This is a genomic window from Micromonospora sp. WMMA1949 (genome assembly GCF_027460145.1).
GTDB lineage: Bacteria > Actinomycetota > Actinomycetes > Mycobacteriales > Micromonosporaceae > Micromonospora.
On record NZ_JAPZBG010000001.1, the window covers coordinates 4,826,032 to 4,842,161 of the forward strand.

10 protein-coding genes, 1 tRNA gene and 1 pseudogene are annotated in these 16,130 nt (G+C 74.0%); 5 read left to right on the top strand and 7 right to left on the bottom strand.

Annotated elements, in window-relative coordinates; all coding sequences use genetic code 11:
* Positions 1 to 7 precede the first annotated feature (7 nt).
* The 6 genes and pseudogenes from O7607_RS22760 to O7607_RS30610 all read right to left on the bottom strand — a co-directional run.
* The gene (locus O7607_RS22760; RefSeq protein ID WP_269705205.1) at positions 8 to 2,293 is read right to left on the bottom strand and encodes a transglutaminase domain-containing protein; all 2,286 of its coding nucleotides are present in this window, start codon (positions 2,291 to 2,293) and stop codon (positions 8 to 10) included.
* Positions 2,287 to 3,441: a DUF58 domain-containing protein gene (locus tag O7607_RS22765; RefSeq protein WP_269705206.1), complete on the bottom strand. Its 1,155-nt coding sequence runs from the start codon at positions 3,439 to 3,441 to the stop codon at positions 2,287 to 2,289. The genes O7607_RS22760 and O7607_RS22765 overlap by 7 nt, the downstream gene beginning before the upstream one ends.
* Positions 3,442 to 3,443: 2 nt before the next feature.
* Positions 3,444 to 4,439 carry an AAA family ATPase gene (locus O7607_RS22770; RefSeq protein WP_269705207.1) on the bottom strand — a complete coding sequence of 332 codons (996 nt, stop codon included), beginning with the start codon at positions 4,437 to 4,439 and terminating at the stop codon, positions 3,444 to 3,446.
* A gap of 24 nt (positions 4,440 to 4,463) precedes the next feature.
* Positions 4,464 to 7,028 (bottom strand): fibronectin type III domain-containing protein, encoded by a 2,565-nt coding sequence (locus O7607_RS22775; protein ID WP_269707067.1) that lies wholly within the window; start codon positions 7,026 to 7,028, stop codon positions 4,464 to 4,466.
* Between the two features lie 205 nt (positions 7,029 to 7,233).
* Positions 7,234 to 8,004, bottom strand: a complete 771-nt coding sequence (locus tag O7607_RS30605) for a fibronectin type III domain-containing protein (protein ID WP_442929540.1) — start codon at positions 8,002 to 8,004, stop codon at positions 7,234 to 7,236.
* Between the two features lie 2,556 nt (positions 8,005 to 10,560).
* Positions 10,561 to 10,809, bottom strand: a pseudogene (locus O7607_RS30610) (hypothetical protein); the annotation flags it as partial.
* 125 nt (positions 10,810 to 10,934) lie between these two features.
* Here O7607_RS30610 and O7607_RS22790 point away from each other — a divergent pair.
* Positions 10,935 to 11,018, top strand: a tRNA-Leu gene (locus O7607_RS22790).
* 53 nt (positions 11,019 to 11,071) lie between these two features.
* On the opposite strand, the gene O7607_RS22795 is transcribed toward O7607_RS22790, so the two are convergent.
* The gene (locus O7607_RS22795) at positions 11,072 to 12,463 is read right to left on the bottom strand and encodes a recombinase family protein (RefSeq protein ID WP_269705208.1); all 1,392 of its coding nucleotides are present in this window, start codon (positions 12,461 to 12,463) and stop codon (positions 11,072 to 11,074) included.
* A gap of 224 nt (positions 12,464 to 12,687) precedes the next feature.
* Between O7607_RS22795 and O7607_RS22800 the strand changes: the two genes are divergently transcribed.
* From O7607_RS22800 to O7607_RS22815, 4 genes are all read left to right on the top strand, one after another.
* A complete protein-coding gene (locus O7607_RS22800) occupies positions 12,688 to 13,152 on the top strand; it encodes a hypothetical protein (protein WP_269705209.1) in 465 nt (154 codons plus the stop codon).
* An 84-nt stretch (positions 13,153 to 13,236) separates the two neighbouring features.
* Positions 13,237 to 13,623: a hypothetical protein gene (locus tag O7607_RS22805; RefSeq protein WP_269705210.1), complete on the top strand. Its 387-nt coding sequence runs from the start codon at positions 13,237 to 13,239 to the stop codon at positions 13,621 to 13,623.
* 412 nt (positions 13,624 to 14,035) lie between these two features.
* Complete coding sequence (locus tag O7607_RS22810; protein WP_269705211.1) at positions 14,036 to 15,157, top strand: cytochrome P450; 1,122 nt, start codon at positions 14,036 to 14,038, stop codon at positions 15,155 to 15,157.
* The gene (locus tag O7607_RS22815; RefSeq protein ID WP_269705212.1) at positions 15,154 to 16,128 is read left to right on the top strand and encodes a threonine ammonia-lyase; all 975 of its coding nucleotides are present in this window, start codon (positions 15,154 to 15,156) and stop codon (positions 16,126 to 16,128) included. The genes O7607_RS22810 and O7607_RS22815 overlap by 4 nt, the downstream gene beginning before the upstream one ends.
* The last annotated feature ends 2 nt before the right edge of the window (positions 16,129 to 16,130 follow it).

Consider the following 16,130-nt stretch of genomic DNA (forward strand, 5'->3'; position numbering starts at 1 on the left):
CTCTTGATCAGCGTCGCCACCGGAGCGGCCCCGGATGGACCGTCCACAACACCTGTCGCCACCGTGACCGGGCCGCGCGCAGCGCGTCCGCGAAGCCGGCGCTCAGTCCTGCGGCCCGGTCCGCCTGTTCCGGCGTGACGCTGCCCGGCGCGAAGCCCGCCTGGTTGAGCAGAGCGGCCAGCTCGTCCACCGCTGCGCCGTCCAGGGCGTCGCTCGCCGCGCCCTCTCCGGGCCGCGCCGCGCGCGCCTCGGCGAGCGTCCGGCGGGCCCGCTCAGCCACCTCGGCCGCTGCCAGGTCCGGCCCGACCGGGTGCCCGGCCAGGCGCAGCGCGTCGGTCAGCTCCCGCCACGCACCGGCGACCCGCGAGCCGGGGTCACCGGTTTCCAGGCGGGAGCGGGTCAGCCGACGGCGCAGCGCGACCAGCACCGCCAGCACCGCCCCGACCAGCAGCGCCAGCCCGCCGACACCACCACCGACCAGCACCGGCGTGCCGAGCCCGCCCTCGTTCCGCGCGGGCGCGGGCGCGGCGGCCGGGGGAGTGGCGCTCGGCTCCTCGGTGGGCGCCGGCACCTCCGACGGTGGCGGGTCCTCCGGCTGCGGCCGGAAGTCCTCCTCCACCGGGCGGGGCTCGGAGTCGGGACGTGGCATCGGGTCGAACGGCACCCAGCCGACGCCGTCGAACAGCACCTCCGGCCAGGCGTACGCGTCGGCGGCCCGCACCGGCCCGTCGCCCCTCGGCTCGAACCCGACCACCACCCGGGTCGGCAGGCCGGCGAGGCGGCCGAGCACCGCGAACGCGGCGGCGAACTGCTCCGAGGTGCCCCGCTGCCCACCGCCGTTACGCGGTCCGAACAGGAAGAACGCCAGGTTCGGGTACGCGTGCCCGCTCGGCGCGTCGGCGGTCACCCGGTAGTGCTCGGCCAGGAACGTGGCGATCGCGTCGGCGCGCGCGTACGGGGCGCCGTTCGACTCGGCGAGCTGGGCGGCGAGCCGGCGCAACGGCTCCGGTGCCCCGTCGGCCACCCGCAGCACCCGGGCGACCTCGTCACCGGCGGGCACGTTCGCCGTGCTCAGCAGGTTCACGTCCGGGCGCTCCCGCACCGAGGACACCGCGTACCGCAGCCCCGGCGCGAGCCCTTCCGGGCGGATCAGCGTCCCGGTCGCCGGGTCGTACGCCACCCGCGCACCCGTGACCTCGCGCGGCGTGGGCACCGCCGGCAGCAGCCGCCCGGTCAGGTCGCCGACGGTGATCTCCTGGCGCACCTCGTCGGTGGCCGCGTCCGGGGCCGGCTCGGCGGCGGGCAGGATCCGCCCCGCGTTGCGGTACGTGGCACCGACCCGCCAGGTCACGCCGTCGTAGTCGCTGAGCACCGCCAGCCGGATCCGCGGCGGCCCGCCGTCACTCGCGCCCGCGACGGTACGCACGTCGAGCAGCCGCTGGTCCGGATTCAACGCCCACCCCGAGATCCGGATCAGCGGGTTCTCGTCCAGCGACTCCACCCGGGGCGGCTCCACGTACCGGCGCGGGTCGACGGGCCGCTCGTCGACCTGGGCGGCCACCACCGGGGCGAGCAGTGCCGCCAGCGCCACCACCACGGCGAGCCCGGCCGCGCTCGCCGCGACCAGCCGCAGCCGCACCGCCGCGCGTACCGCCGGATGGAGACCGGCGGCCGGATCGGGCGCCGGGCCGTCGCGGCGCCCGGGTGTCGCCAGGCCGGCCGCCGCGACCGCCGCGAACAGCACCGTCGGGCCGATCGCCGGATCCGCGTTCGGCCCGACCACGTAGAGCGCGCCGGCGTACAGCAGCGCCGGCGGCAGGTAGCCCAGCAGCACCCGCCCGGCCCGCAGCGCCACCTCGGCGGCGGTCAGCCCGGTCAGCCACGCCGCCACCACCGGGACCAGCACCGTGTCCGGGGCCGGCTCGACCGGGATCATCGCGGTGAGCAGCCGGGGAATCGCGTTGCGGGCCGCGTCGGCGGTCACCTCGCCGAGCCCGCCCGGCAGCGCCGCGTGCGCGGCGGCCAGCCGCAGCGACAGCAGCGTCCACCCGGCCATCGCGGCCACCGACAGCGGCGCCACCAGCCAGGACGGCAGCCGCCGGGCGGCCACGCCGACCAGCACCGACCCGACCGCCGCGCCGGTCATGAGCCGGGTCAGCAGCGGGTCCGCGTACACCCGGTCCAGCACCACGCCGGAGAGCGCGACCAGCACGATCAGCGCGGCCGGCACCGGCACGGCCCGCAACAGCCGGGCCACGCGCTCCGCCGGTTCGGTCCGGGGCGGCGTCACCACCGGCGGACCCCGTCCCACTCGGCGGCGAACGCCGCGCCGTCCGCCGCGTCCAGCACCGTGAGGCCCGCCGCGCCGGCCGGCGTCGGCCCGTCCGCGCCGAACATCCCGACCACCACCGACGGGTACGCGCCGCGCAGCGCGCCGACGTGCCCCAGGTCGTCGCGACCACCCGGCCCGGTCAGGAAGACGAGCGTGTCGCCGAGCCGGTCCCGGCGCAGCCGGCCCGTCACGGCGGGCAGCACGTCCGGCCCGGCGTCCGTCAGGTCCACCGCTGCGAGCCGGTCCAGCGGCCCGGCCGCGCCCGCCGGTTCCACCTCGGCCGGTACGACGAGCAGCAGATGCACCGGCAGGTCCTCCCGCACCGCGGCGGCCACCACCGAGGCCGCCGCCTCGCACGCCGCCTCGAACGACTCCGCGACACCGCCGGCCCGGCCCGGATGCGCCGACACCCGGTTGTCCAGCACCACCACCAGGCGCGGCAGGCTGGTGTCCACGTTCTCCCGCACCATCAGCTCACCCACCCGGGCGCTGGTGCGCCAGTGCACGCGGCGCAACTCGTCGCCCACCACGTACTCCCGCAACGAGTCGAACGTGATCGACCCGTGCGGCACGCTGTCGGTACGCCCGTCCAGGCTGCGCCCCGCGCCCGTGGGCACCGCGGAGAGCGGGTGGATGCGCGGGTGCACCCACACCGGCACCGTGCCGCCGTAGCCGCGCGCCAGCGCCACCAGCCCCAGCGGATCCCGGCGCACCACGCGCAGCGGCCCGACCGGCACCACCCCGCGCCGGTGCGTCGGCACCTCGTACCGCACCACCGTGTCCGCGCCCGGCCGCAACCGCAGCAGCGGCACCGGCACGAGCGCGCCGGCGCAGCGGTCCTCGGCCACCAGGTTCGCCGCCCGCAGCCGGCCGGTGTTGCGCACCGTCAACTCCATCGCCGCCGGCTCACCCCGGGCCACCCGGTCCGGGTCGGCCCGCCGCTCGACGCTCAGCCGGGGCCGCCAGGCCGCGTTCACCACGGCGTAGCCGACCGCCACGCCGGCCGCCGCGCCGAGCACCGTCAGTTCCGGGTACGCGTACCGGAACCCCACGCCGAGCAGCACCATGGCGGCGACGAGCAGCCCGATGCCACGGGCGGTGATCCCCACGCTCAGCCGTGCACCGTTGCGGCCTGGCCCGACGGCAGCGGCACCGGCACCGACGCGACCGCCTGGCGCAGCACCTCGGCGGGCGTCACACCCCGCACCTGCGCGTCGGGGGTGAGCAGCAGCCGGTGCGCGAACACCGGCTCGACGAGCGCCTTGAGGTCCTCCGGCATGATCCAGCCCCGGCCGTCGATCAGCGCGTACGCGCAGGCCGCGCGGGTCAGCGCGATCACCCCACGCGGGCTCACCCCGACCCGCACCTGCGGATGCGTACGCGTCGCCGCCGCCAGCCGCACCGCGTACGCGTAGAGCGGCTCGGCGATGTGCACCCGCCGGGCCATCTTCACCATCTCGCCCACGGTGGCGGTGTCGGTGACGGCGGTCAGCGAGTCGGGGGAGCGGACCGTGGCGCCGCGCAGCACCTCCACCTCGACCGCCTCGTCCGGATAGCCGACGGACAGCTTCACCAGGAACCGGTCGAGCTGGGCCTCGGGCAGTCGGTAGGTGCCGTCCATCTCCACCGGGTTCTGCGTGGCCACCACCAGGAACGGCTGCGGCACCGGATGCCGTACGCCGTCCACGGTGACGGTCCGCTCCTCCATCACCTCCAGCAGCGCCGACTGGGTCTTCGGCGACGCCCTGTTGATCTCGTCGGCGATCACGATGTTGGCGAACACCGGCCCCGGGTGGAACTCGAAGCCCCGGCTGGCCTGGTTGAAGATGGTCACCCCCGACACGTCGGAGGGGAGCAGGTCCGGAGTGAACTGGATCCGCCGCCACTGCCCCTTCACCGTCGCCGCGACGGCCCGCGCCAGCGTCGTCTTGCCGACGCCCGGTACGTCCTCCAGCAACACGTGCCCCTGCGCGAACAAGGCGGTCAACGCCAGCCGCACCACCTGCGGCTTGCCCAGCACGACCGCGTTGACGTTGTCGGCCAGGCGGGCGGCCAGGGCGGCGAAGCCCTGGACCTCCGGCTGGCTGAGCGGTTCGTGCGTGTTCACGGTTGCGCCTCTCGGATGGTGCGGTCAGCAGGCGGGCAGGACGCCGAGGTCGTCGCCGCCCTCCAGGTTGAGCCAGGCCCACGGGATGTACGTCTTGCCCTTGTAGTCCACCTGGACCCACCAGGTGCTCTGCTTGTTGTTGTTGTAGATCCAGGCGTCCACGTCCTCGCCCTTCACCTTGCAGTAGGTGCGCAGCCGGTGGCCGTCGCGCACCCAGCCCGCCTGACGGTCGTTGTCCTGCCGGGGAACCTCGAAGATCTCGTTGCCGTTGCGGCCGGCCACGTCCTTGTCGCAGTACGTCCGCTGGTCGCCGTCCGGACCGTTCTTGCACGTGGCGATGCCGTACACCGGGTCGGTGGTCTGCGCGCGGGAGGCGGTGCCCTTACCGGCGGCGTTGCTCGCGGTCAGCGTCACCGTGTACGCCGTCCCCGGCGTCAGGCCGGTCACCCGCAGGCTGGAACAACTGCCGCTCGCCGTCTTCCCGCCGGTCGCCGCCGTGCAGGAGGCGCGACCGCCGCCCGCGTCCACAGTAAACGTAACTGTCACCGACGTGGCGTCCGCCGACGAGCCGGTCACCGTGATCCGGGGCTCGGCCACCGTCCGCGCGGTGGTGCTCGCCTCCGGTCCCGGCCCGGCCTCGTTCACCGCCTTGACCTTCACCGTCACGTTCTGCCCGTTGCCCAGGCCACCCACAGTGGCCTGGACGTCGGTCACCTCGACGGACTTCCCGGCGGCCTCCACCACGTACTTCGTCACCGGGCGGCCGTTGTCCACCGCCGGGGACCACTGCACCGCGATCGTGCCCGGCTGGTCGGCGACTGTGGACGCGCGCAGCTCCGTCGGTGCCTTCGGCGTGGTGAACGGCACCACCGTGTTGCTCACCGGCGACGCCTTCGACCCGGCGCCCTTCTCGCTGACCGCGGTCACCGTGAACGCGTACTGGGTGCCGTACTCCAGTTGCCCGGCCGGCACCACCAGCTCCGTCTTCGCCGACTCGCCCGCCGGGGCGCTCGCGCCGGCCGAGGTCGCCGTCACCGCGTACTTCGCGATCGTGTTGCCCTGGCCGTCGGCCTCCGGCCAGCTCACCCGCACCGTGCCGTCCGGTCGCGCCTCGGCGGTCACCGACGCCGGCGGGTCCGGCACCTCAGCGGTCGGCACCACCGGGTTGCTGCGCCGCGACGGCCCCTCACCCTTGGCGTTCACCGCGTGCACCGAGAACGTGTACGTCTCACCGTTTGTGAGGCCGGTGATCTCCAGGGCACGCTGGTTCGCGCCGACCTGGTGGGTCTGACCGGCGCCCTCCACCACGTACCGGGTGATCTCGGCCCCGTTGGACGCGGCGGCCTGCCAGCTCACCCGCGCCGACGCGTCACCGGCGGCGGCGGTGACCGACTTCGGCGCACCCGGCTTGCCGACCTTGGGCTTCTTCGGCGGGGGCGGCGGCGGAGCTACCGGCGGCGGGTCGCCGCCGAGCACGTCGTTGGCGTACTTGTCGACCTCACGCACCTGGTTGCGGTCGTCGACCACCTGCGCGGTGGACGAGTCCGGCGGGTTGATGAACAGGTGGTTCTCGCGCACCTCCAGCTCGACCGGACCGGGGCGGCCGGAGCCCTTGACGGTCTGCACGAGCTGCCCCTCGCCGTCGAAGGCGTACACCGTGCCGGTGGTCTCGTCGGCGCAGTAGAACCGGCCCGCCCACGCCACCGCCGGGCTCAGCCGGGCACCGGTGCCGGGCACCGTGAACCGCTTGACCTCGCGGCTGTCCCGCACCACGTGCACCGACCGGTCACCGGAGACCGTGACCGGCACCTGCGGCCCGCTGGTCCGCGTCGGCAGGTTGCCCGGCGCTGTCATGCTCAGCTGCGCCCGCCGGGTCTGCCCGCCGGCCACCGTCACCAGCGACGCCGAGGTCCGGTCCAGCACCGCGACGCCGTCGTCCAGCGTGGACACCACGAGGTCGTGCGCCGGCTCGGCCACGTCGTACGTCTCGACGCGCTTCGGGCTCAACCCCGCGGGCGGCGCGTCACCGGGCGTCTCGGGCAGCTCGGCGGCGGTCACCGCCGAGACGGTGCCCTCGCTGGGCACCGCGACCCACAGCTTGCCGGTGCCGTCGAACGCGCCGCCGGTGATGCCCGGCGGGTAGCGGACCGGCTCGCCCACCGGAGTCAGCGCCCGCGGGTCGAGCTGTCGGACGATGCCCTGCACCGCGTCCACCACGAACGCCGCGTCCTCGTGCAGCGCCACGCTCACCCCGAGCCCCGGGGCGGTCGGCGTGGTCGCGGTGATCTGCAGCGTCGCCAGGTCCAGCGAGCTGACCCGGCCGGTGTTGAGGTCGCGCAGGATCAGCAGCCGGTCGGTCTGGGCCACCTGCATCTGGTGCCGCCGCCCACCCGGCACCTCCATCCGGGTGTCCACCCGCGCCGTGACGCCGTTGACCCGGGCCAGCTCACTGCGGGTGGTGCTCCACAGCCAGGAGGACGCGTCGAAACTCGCCACCGCGTTGTCGGCCGCGCCCAGCCCGAGCACCGTGAGGCCCATCGCGGCCAGCAGAGCGGCCACCGTACCGATGGTGACCAGCCCACCCCGCATCCGCGATCGTGGACGAGCCTGCTCCGGCCCGGTGCCCGTGACGTCCTCGATGGTGGTCACTGCCGGCTGCCTCCCGTGTCGGTGGGGGAGGGGCGATGCGCACGGCCGACCCTCCCCAGAGCCGGGAGCCATCATAGGTGCCGCCCGGAGGCGGTGAAACCCGCACCGTCCTCCTGTGGACACCGAGCGTGTCGCTCGTGGACCGTCAGTTCGGGGTACCGCCGCCCTCCCGGTCCGTGCAGACCTGACCCGAGGTGGCGTACGAGTCGGTCGAGTAGACCGCCAGGACCGTGAAGCAGTAGTCCAGCTTCGCGCTCAGCCCGTTCACCGTGTAGCGGGTCTGCCCGGCGTCCACAGTCGCCATCACCCCGAGCTTCTGCCCGGCCCGGCCGCCCGCCACCACGAACGGCACCCCGCCGTTCGTCGGGTCGGTCCAGGTCACCGTGACGGTCGTACTGTCGTCGCGCAACGCCAGGTCCCCCGGCGGCGGCCCGGCCACCTTCGGCGACGCGGCGCCGGACGCGGGCACGGGGGCGGGCGGCGGCGCCGCCTCCCGGTTCAGCAAGACCGCGCCGACACCGACCGCCGCCACCACCGCGAGCACCGCACCCCCGACCACGAGGGCCAGCACCGTGCGATTCCGGCCGTGCGCCGGTTCCTCCGTCCCGGGGTACGCGGCCGGCGGCTGGTGGAACATCGGCGGGGTCGCCGGCCAGGCGCTCTGCTCGGGTTGGGCCGGCGGCTCCGGTCGGGTGGACTCGGGGAAGTCCAGCAGGTCCTCGTAGATCGTCATCGGCCGGTTCGGTTCGGCCTCACCTGCCGCGTCGGCCGGTGCCGCCTCGCCTGCCGCGTCGACGGGTGCCGGCTCGTCCTCTTCCGGGTCGGGGTCGGCGGGCCGGTCGACCGGCTGGGAGGGGGCGACGCTGCTCCACGGCGGCGCGACCATGCCCCACGGCGGTACGGAGGACCCGCTCACCGGTGCGGCGCTGACCGGTGCCGCGGGTGGTCCGCTGACGGGCGGTGGATAGGTGCCGGGGGGAGCGCTGACCGGTGGGTGTCCCGCTGGTGGTCCGCTGGCCGTCGGAGGGTAGCCGGGTCCGGGCGGCGCGCTGACCGGCGGGCCGGGAGGGCCGCTGACGGGTGGCCCGCCGGCCAGCGACGGGTAGACGGGTGCCGGTGGTCCGCTGACCGGCGTCGGGTGGCCAGGTGCGGGCGATCCGCTGACCGGGGTCGGGTGACCGGATGCGGGTCCGCTCGCCGGTGGGGAGTAGCCCACCGCCGGTGCGGCAATGACCGGTGCGGCGGGGGGTCCACTGACCGGTGGTGGGTAGCCGGGTGCGGGTGGCCCGCTGACCGGTGGCTCTGGAGGCCCGCTGACGGACTGCCCGGAGGGCCCGCTGACCGGGTGCACAGGAGGCGCGCTGACCGGAGACGCCGAGGGCGATCCGATCGGCGGTGCGCTGACCGGCGTTGCGCCGGCGGGTGACTGGCCGGCCGGCGCGGCGCTGCTGGGCGGCGTGCTGACCTGGGGGGCGACGGGCGGTGGTGCGGCGTCTGCCGTCGGCGCACCGGTGGCGGGTGCGCTGGGGGCGCCTGCTGAGGGCGAGCTCGGCCGCGTCACGCTCGCGGCAGCATCGCCTCCACCCGTAGCCGACGGGCTCACCGGCGGTCCGTCGACCGGGGGTTCGCCGGCGGCGCCGGTCGCTGCGGGCTTCACCGGGGTGCTGGGGGCAGCCGCTGCGGCGTTGCGCGCTGCCTCCTCTTCCAGCAGCGGACCGATCTGCTGCACCTGGATGGTCGGCTTGTCCCAGCCCGGTCCACCGGGGACAGACGGTGTCGTACCCCGGCCGGATGCGCTCGGCTCGGCGCCGATGGCCCGGTCCACGGCGGGCCGCGGGGGAGCGGTTGCCTCGGCCGTCGGTGTCGCCTGCGGGGCGGGCGCCGGCCGGGGCGGAACAGGCACCGAAGTCGGCGTCGGTGCGGCGGCGGTCGGCGCCCGTTCGGCCGTCGGCTGGGAGGTGGGCGCCGGTGGGGCTGCCGAGGCCGCAGGGGTGACCGGTGGCGGGGCGGGCGGGGAAGACACGGGCGGTACGACCGGAACGGCCGGGGGTGGTGGCAGGACGCCGCTCGCCGGAGCCGGCACGCGCGGCGCCGGTGGCAGGACGGTCGGAGGTGGCGGCACGAGGCCCGTCGAGGGCGTCCGCGACGGTGGCGGGGTGATCCCGGCGGAGGGCGGCGCGGTGACCGGCGTCGCGGGCGGGGGTGGGATGACCGGCGGGGGCGGCAGCGTGGGCGTACCGGCGGTTCCGGGCATCCGCTGCTGCGGCGGTGGGGGCGTGCCGGCCGTTCCGGGCATCGGCGAGGGCGGTAGCGGTGGCGTGCCGGCGGTTCCGGGCACCGGCGTCCCGGCGGTCGGTGCTGTCGTCGGAGTGCCAGGCGCCGTCGCGGAGGTTTCCGGTGTCGGACCGGGCATCGACGTGCCGGCGGTTGCCGGGTGCGGGAGCGTGACGGGGGCGCGCGGCGGCACCGGGGTCACCCCGGGAGCGGCGGCCGGCCGGCCGGCCGTTGCCGGTGGAGCCTGGGTGGCGCGCTGAGCCGGGGGAACCGGGATGACGCCTTGGGCCGGGGGCACCGGGCGGACCCCGGGAACCTGCGGGGCCGCCCCGGCAGTCGGCGGCTTTGCTGGGACGGCGGGTGCGACGGGCACTGCCGGGAACCGGGAGGTGGCCTCTTCCGTGATGGGCGCGAACCGGGAGGTGGGCTCCTCTGCGATGGGCGCGAACCGGGAGGTGGCTTCCTCCGTGACCGGCGCGAACCGCGTCGTTGCCTCCGAGGCGGGCGGCGATGGCGGTGCCCACGGACTCGCGGGTCCGTTCGGCCCGGCGGCGGGACGCTGGTGCGGCGGGGCGGGCGCCACCGGAGGCGGCGGAGCCACGATCCGCGGGTCCGGCGCGGACTGAGGCGGCTGCCCGGCGTGGGGCGCATGCGGTGCCGGGCCCGGGCGGGGAGCCCACTGCGAACCGGGTACCGGCGCACTCGCGGCGGGTGGCCCCGGGGTGACCGGTCCGGGCGGGGCCGGAGTGTGCGGGTGCGGCGGCGTGACCGCCCGCAGCGAGACGCTGGGCTCGGGCACTCCGTGCCCGGGGTACCCGGAGGAGGCGGGACCGGGGTGCCCGGGTCGGCCCGGATTCGGGTAGCCGGGAAGGGGTGGAGCGGGGACCGGGCCGGCAGCGGCGGCGGAGCCGCCGGGGGAGGGGCCATAGCCTGCGGGAGCGGCGGCGGAGCCGCCGAGGTACTGGCGGGCTGCGCGTACCGCGGGGTGGTCCGGACCGAGCACGGCGGCCCCGGCGGTCGCCACGCGGCTGTAGTTGCGGCGGGCCTCGTGCCGGTTGCCGAGCTCCTCGGACACCCCGGCGAGGTCGAAGCTGAGCGCGAGCATCAGCGGGTCGGTCTCGCCGCGGCGGCGCTCGCCGGCCGCGTAGGTCTCCTCGAGGACGCGGCGGGCGGCGGCCGGGTCGTCGGCCTCCCGGTGCAGCCGGGCCAGCAGGTGACCGGTGGCCAGGACGTCCTGGTGGTCCTCGCCGTACGCCGGGCGGGCCGCGACGATCGCGTCGGCGAGCAGGCGGCGGGCGCTTGTCAGATCACCCGCGGCGCGCAGCGCGAGGGCCTGGTGTTGAGTGGCGATCAACGGGGAGGGGTGGGACACGGGAGCAATGCTGCCCGGAATCGCCTGTTGCGCGCTACCCACCCGATGTTTGTGGGTGCTGACCTGCGCAAACATGCCGCGCTGGAGCTGATGTGCATGATCGTTCCGGGCCGTGTACAGTAATGCCCCGTGCGGCCCGCCAGGCCGACCGATGCGGTGAGTAGCTCACATTGGTCGACCGGGTAGGCTGATACGTGCAGGTCCGGGTGGCGGAATGGCAGACGCGCTAGCTTGAGGTGCTAGTGCCCGTATAGGGCGTGGGGGTTCAAGTCCCCCCTCGGACACGTTAATACCCCACGGAATCTCCGGTGGGCATTGCGCTTGGCTCGCCGGTGTGCTATCGGCGATCGGATGTGAGGGTCAAGTCCCAGGGGTTGCCATGGGAGATGATGGTCATTTGGTTTTCGCGCAGAATCGCTACCACCTCCGTTGGCGCAAGGGCGTGAGCCCGCCGCCTCGCTTGGCCCTGCCTGCTGCTGCGGTGAATGTCTGCCGTGAGGCTGGTAAGTAGGTCGTCCTCCCGTAGGTAGATGTTCTTGAGGCCGCATGGGAGCTTCGCGCTGGTGTGCCCGTGCCGGCAGCGGTAGCCGGCTCGGCCGTGCACCCAGTGCGATTCCATCCGCCGCCCGCAGTGGCCGCAGCGCAGCAGACCGGACAGCAGGAACGTGCGGGCGTGGCCGTCCTCGGGGGTCGGGTTACATCGGATGGATTGGGCGGTGACGAAGTCCTCCTCGCTGACCAGCGCGGCGTGCGCCATCTCCTTAGAGACCACCCACTCCCCGGCCGGGTTCAACCGGTGCACCTCGCTGCGCTGGTGGTCGACGGGGTTGTGGTCGGTGCGTTGCCGGTTCCAAACCTCTCGGCCGGTGTAGCGGGGGTTGCTCAAGATTGCGGCGACCGTGCGCAGGGTCCATCCGTCTCCGCTGCGGTGCGGGTTGCGGTCCGGGTCGACGCCGGACGGGCAGGGAATCTCCATTTCGTTCAGTGCTCGGGCGATGCTGGCGACGCTGCGGCCGGCAAGGCGTTGGGCGAACATCCACCGTATGTGTGGGGCGGTGGCCGGATCGGGTTCGAGCCGGCGTAGCCGGCGGCCCCAACGGGCGTGGGCGGCGTTCGGGTGAGGCCCGGCGTCGGCGAGCCGGTAGCCGTAGGGTGGCCGGCCGCCGAGGTAGCGTCCCTGTTCGCGGGCTTGTGCCTGCATCGCGGCCATGACCCGGAACCGCGCGCGCTGTACCTCGCGTTTGGACTGAGCCCCCAACATCATGATCAACGCCCGGTGAGTGGGGTTGTGGTAATCGAGTGGGCCGTCGGTCTCGGGTAGCCACAGCTGTACGCCGTGGCGCTCAAGGGCTGGGGCGAGGTGTAGTAGTTGGTTGCCGTGGAACGCGCGTTCGTACTCACCGACCACGATTGCGTCGAACGCGCAATCGGGATCAGCGAGCGCATCCAGTAGCGCTGCGGCTTGCGGACGCTCATCCCACGTCTTGCGGCGGGAGTGTCCGATGTCGAAGAACTCGGCCACGACCGTGCCGCGCCCTGCGGTCAGGCCGAGGGCCACCTCACGTTGCCAGTGGTACGACGATGCCGGGTCCTGGAAGTCCTTCGTTGACATTCGTCCGTAGAACGCGAACCTCAGCCCGCGGCCGGAGGGAGTCGCGTCGGGGCGACTCGCGGCCGCACGCTTCTGTTCGCGATCGATCCACCCGGTCAGCAGGTCCGGATTGCTCATACTTGTGGCAGTTGTCGTCACGTCTCGCTCCGTCGATAGGCAGTTGCTTGCGGAGCCGAGACTGCTCACTCACGACCACGCTTGGCCAGAGCGGGCACCTAGAAGCGTTCTCTCTCAGCGCTTCAATCGGCGGGGTCCGGGTTGTTGCGTGGTTGCTTTCAGGGGACAGTTACGGCGGCCGCTCCTGGCCGTGCTGGTGCAGGATCGCGCGCGAGCTCGTCGGCATGCTGCCGGGATTCGAAGTCCGGTTCGGCTACCCGCCGGACCGGCACACGATCGGCGGCCCGGCGGGGGAGGAGGAGCTCGCCTCGCTCGCGGGCACGCGTCTGCCCGGTGATCTGCTCGTGTGGTACCGGCATGTGCGCGAAGTAGGTCTGCCGGACATCGGCAACGGCTACTTCATCCACGAACCCGGCCTGGTCGCGCCCCGGGAGGTGACGTCCATTCGGGGGCGCTTCACCGCTGATGTGGTCGTGTTCGCCAGTGATGGTGGCGGCAACCTGTCCGCGGTAGGCGCGGTGACCGGCTCGCCGGTGTACCGGCTTCCTGCCGGCGAGATCGTCTCTGGTGTCTACCGCAGCGATGACCCACGATTCGACGTGGTGGCAGTGAATTTGATCGGCTTTCTCGACCGGCTACGCGACGCGGTTGAGGTGTTCGCCGCCACGGGCGCAGCCGGCGACTTGTAGAATCGGCTGGCACGGCTCGGTCGGAGAGGTGAGACTTCGTGGCTGTGGCACAGGTTGCGGGTGCTCCGGCTGGCCAGTTCCTCCGTGCCCAACGCCCTCGCCGCGCTTCTGCTGCACATCCGCGACCTGACCCATCGCCGACCCCACGTCTACTTCGAGTGGACCGAGGGCAACCCGGCCGGCAACTTCCTGCGCTACCCGATCTTCGGTCAGGGCGAGATCGCCTCCGTCACCCGGGAGATCCTGCGCCGGCAGGAGCCCGACCCGACTCGGCGGCCCCGTGCACACCGGCTGACCCGGCGCGGACGCGTCCGCCGGACCGGGCCGGAAGACCCTGCGCCTGGGCCACCCCCGGGGGCGAGCATCAAGGGGGTACGCGGACCAAGAGGAAGCTCATGGCTGACAGCGACGCCCGTCCCGCCCGACGGCACCGGCACACCCACTGGCCGCCGGCGGTGGTCAACCGGCTGATCCTGGAGGTCCTACGTTCCGGCGCCTGCACGGCCTGCTCGACGGGCAACTGTGCGAGGTGCGCTACCGCGCCGCCGACGGGCGGCCGGCCAGCCTGCCGGTGCGCTACGCCGTGGCGGGGGAGCGGTACGTCGTGCTTGTCGGCGACGCCTCGATGTACCGCTCGGTGAACACATGCCGGCGCCATCTGTCCGACCATTGGTTCGACGAGTGGCGTGACTTTCCACCGATTCACTCCATGCGGGCCTGCTGCCCGCCGACCGGTGGGTGCGGCGGACCGCGCTGGATCGTGGGTCTTCAATGGCGCAGGCGATACCGATAGGGTTGCCACCACGGTGCGACGGGGGCGGGGTGGAGCGTGGTCGTGCACTACAACCCATACGATCCGGCGACTCACGCGGATCCCTATCCGGTGTATGCGCGGCTGCGCGCCGAGGCACCGGTCTATCGCAACGACGAGCTGGACTTCTGGGCCCTGTCGCACCACGCGGACGTGGCCGCCGGCTACCTCGACCACGTCCGCTTCTCCAACGTCAACGGCAACACCATCGAGCCGGCCAGTTGGGGGCCGAACGCCTGGCGGTACGCGTCGGTGCTGGGCATGGATCCGCCCCGGCACACGAACGTCCGGATGCCCGTCTACCGCGCGCTCAACCAGCGATTGAGCGAGATCGAGCCGGCCGTGCGTGACCTCGTCCGGGCCCGGCTCGACGCGGTGCTGCCCTCCGGTGAGTTCGACTTCGTGACAGACTTTGCCGCGACGTTCCCGATCGACGTGATGTCGCTGGTCATCGGCATTCCGGCCGGTGATCGTGAGCTTATTCGGCGGTTGGCCGAGGCGGTCGTGGCACGCGAGGAGGGCTCGCACGACGTGCCCATCGTCGCGCTCGAGGCGACGCTGGAGCTGATGGACTACTACACCGCCCTGGTCAGGAGGCGGCGCGAGGAGCGCGGCGACGATCTCGTCTCCCGGGTGCTCGACGACGTGGACCGTGGCGCCGGTATCACCGACGAGGAACTGGTGGCGTTCCTTAACCTGATCACCGCGGCGGCCAACGACACCATCATCCAACTGCTCAGCCAGGCGTGGTACTGGGCGAGCCGTTACCCGCGGCAGCGGGAGATCGCTTTCGCCGGTGAGATCGAGGGCTGGATCGAGGAGACACTGCGGTTCGACAACCCGAACCAGTTCGCCGCCCGCACGGCAGCCGTCGACATCCCGCTGCACGACGCGGTCATCCCGGCCGGCGGCCGGGTCCTCCTGCTGACCGGTTCGGCCAACCGCGACCCGGCGGTGTTCCCCGACGGCGACGACTACGACCTGCGCCGCAACACCTCCAGCAAGCTCAGCTTCGGCAACGGGCGACACTTCTGCCTCGGGGCCCGGCTCACTCGACTGGAAGCCCGTGTCGCGCTGGAGGAGCTGGTCGCCAGCGTCGCCGACTTCGAGATCGACGAGGCGGGCGCGCGGCTGGTCGTGATGGCCGAGGCCCGTGGCTTCGCGGCCCTGCCGACCTCGGTCCAGCTGCGATGAGCGACCTGGACCTGGAGCTGAACCTGGACCGCGTCGCCGAGGCGACCCGGATGGTCGATCCGGTGTTCCGCGACTCCCCCCAGTTCGTCGACGACCGCCTGTGCGCCGCGATCGGACGGGAGGTGCTGGTCAAGGTGGAGACGGTCAACCCGGTCGGCAGCTTCAAAGGCCGCGGCGCGTCGTACCTGGCGCACCGGGTGGCCCGGCGTCATGACCGCGCCGCGCCCACCCTGGTCTGCGCGACCAGCGGCAACTTCGGGGTGGCGGTGGCCTACGCCGGCCGGGCGCACGGGCTGGGCGTGCATGTCTTCGTCCCGCCCGACGTCAACCCCGCCAAGCGCGCACGGATGGTCGCCTGCGGCGCCGAGGTACGGGCCGTCACCGCGTGCGACACCGACTCCGTGGAACGGACGCTGCGCGACCACGTCGGCGCCGAACCGGGCCGGATGCTGGTCACCGGCGGTGAGCCGGAGATCGCCGAGGGAGCCGCCACCATCGGCGCCGAGCTGCTGACCAGGGCGGGGAACCTGGACGCGGTGGTGCTGCCGGTCGGCGGCGGTGCTCTGGTCACCGGCGTGGCGCTGTGGTTCGCGGCGCACTCGCCGCGTACCCGGATCATCGGCGCCTGCGCGGCCGGCTCACCGGCGGTCGCCGCCAGCTGGCGGGCCGGGCACCCGGTGTCCGGCGCCGTCGAGACCATCGCCGAGGGGATCGCCGTCGATCGGCCTCACCCTGCGGCGGTCCGTCGGTTGCGGGCGTTCGTACACGACATGGTGCTGGTCGACGACGCGGCGATCCTGCGGGCCACCAGCCTGATCGCCGGCACGCTGGGCCTGCTGGTCGAGCCGACCGGCGCCGTCGGGCTGGCTGCGGTCGCGGCCGGCGCCGGCCCTGGCCGCCGGGTCGCTACCGTGCTGACCGGCGGTGCCCCGCGTCCGGAGCTGCTTCCGGCGCTTCTCGGCCTGGGCTGATC

Excerpts from the sequence above, each read along its gene's own strand:
- O7607_RS22815 (WP_269705212.1), top strand. The coding sequence starts at position 15,154 with ATGAGCGACCTGGACCTGGAGCTGAACCTGGACCGCGTCGCCGAGGCG.
- O7607_RS22775 (WP_269707067.1), bottom strand. The coding sequence starts at position 7,028 with ATGCGGGGTGGGCTGGTCACCATCGGTACGGTGGCCGCTCTGCTGGCC.
- O7607_RS22795 (WP_269705208.1), bottom strand. The coding sequence starts at position 12,463 with ATGAGCAATCCGGACCTGCTGACCGGGTGGATCGATCGCGAACAGAAG.
- O7607_RS22800 (WP_269705209.1), top strand. The coding sequence starts at position 12,688 with ATGCTGCCGGGATTCGAAGTCCGGTTCGGCTACCCGCCGGACCGGCAC.